Origin of the sequence: Siccirubricoccus deserti, from assembly GCF_014283215.1 — a bacterium.
Lineage (GTDB): Bacteria > Pseudomonadota > Alphaproteobacteria > Acetobacterales > Acetobacteraceae > Siccirubricoccus > Siccirubricoccus deserti.
Genome location: NZ_JACOMF010000208.1, coordinates 1 through 1,531 on the forward strand (window position 1 = coordinate 1; position 1,531 = coordinate 1,531).

Below are 1,531 nucleotides of genomic sequence, written 5' to 3' on the forward strand. Positions count from 1 at the left end.
CGCCCTCACCGACTCCGAAGATGACCCTGCGGGACACGGCATGGCCGGTGGCCGGGTGCATTGTACCGAGTTCGTGCCGAGTTCGGCCCGTCACGAAAGGGAGCAGAGCGATGACCGAGTGGGAAGCCCACGGGATGACCTTCGCCAACTGCAATTGCGCCTACGGCTGCCCGTGCCAGTTCAACGCCCTTCCAACCTACGGCGACTGCCGCGCCGTCGTGTTCACCCGGATCGACAGGGGGCGCTTCGGCGAGGTGGCCCTCGACGGGGTGAAGGGCGGCATCATCGTCTCCTGGCCCGGCCCGGTGCACATGGGCAAGGGCGTCATGCAGCCCTTCGTGGATGAGCGGGCGAACCCGGCCCAGCGCGACGCCCTGCTCCGCATCCTCACGGGGCAGGACACCGAGGAGATGGCGACCGGCTTCTGGGTGTACGCCAAGATGTGCGACACCATCCACGAGCCCGTCTACACCAGGGTCGAGATCGAAATCGACATGGAGGCCCGTACCGCGCAGTGCCGAGCGGAGGGGCTGGCTGAGACGCGTGGCGAGCCGATCCGCAACCCGGTAACCGGCGCGGAGCACCGCGTCGGCATCCTCCAACCGAATGGTTTCGAATACGAGGTGAGTGAGATCGGGCGCGGCTGGTCGGAGGCGAAAGGCACCGTGCCAATGAGGCTCGAAGACAGCTACGGCTCGTGGTTCGAGTTGCACATGACCCAGAGTGGTGTGATCCGCGGCGCGAACCGCGGTGCCCTGGCCGCCTAAGGGAGCCGTGCCATTGCCCGCCGCCCAGCGGGTCCGTCCATTCCTGACGGAGAGATCACGATGTCCACCACGACACCCGTCCGCCGCCAGGGTTCCGTCGCCGCCATCCTGCTTGCGGCGGCGGCACTGGCCTGGGCGTTCCTCGCCTGGGCGGTGCTGAACATGGGCAGCCCGCTGGCGCGGCTGATGATGCCCGCGTCGGCGGCCTGGAGTGTGGGCACGGCGGCCGCGGTAGTGCTGATGTGGTCGGTGATGATGGCAGCGATGATGCTGCCCTCGGCAGTGCCGATGATCCTCACCTTCGCGCAGTTGGCGCAGCGCGGCGGCAGCCGTGCCGCGACCTGGGCGTTCGCCGGGGCCTACGTGCTGGCCTGGGCGGCATTCAGCGCCGTTGCCGCAACGGTGCACTGGCTGTTACAAACCGTGGGTCTCGTTTCGCCGATGATGGTGAGCACGAATCCCGCGCTAACTGCCGGGCTGCTCTTCGGGGCGGGGGTGTATCAGTTCACGCCGCTCAAGAGCACTTGCCTGACACGCTGCCGCTCACCGCTCGCGTTCCTGATGGGGGAATGGCGAAAGGGCACGGGCGGCGCCTTCGTCATGGGCTTGCGGCACGGGATGTACTGCATCGGCTGCTGCTGGATGCTGATGGTGCTGCTGTTCGTGGTCGGTGTCATGAACCTGCCGCTCGTCGCCGCGCTTGCGCTCGCCGTCACGTTGGAAAAGCTGGCGCCAAAGGGGGAGTGGATCGCCAAGGCAATCGG

At 67.4% G+C, this 1,531-nt stretch carries 2 protein-coding genes; both read left to right on the top strand.

All coding sequences use genetic code 11. The annotated features are described in order from the left end of the window. The first annotated feature begins 134 nt into the window (after nucleotides 1-134). Nucleotides 135-767, top strand: a complete 633-nt coding sequence (locus H7965_RS29850) for a DUF1326 domain-containing protein (protein WP_222440893.1) — start codon at nucleotides 135-137, stop codon at nucleotides 765-767. 60 nt (nucleotides 768-827) lie between these two features. After that, nucleotides 828-1,531 (top strand): DUF2182 domain-containing protein (locus H7965_RS29855; RefSeq protein ID WP_186774091.1); only part of this gene is annotated, 704 nt, incomplete at its 3' end.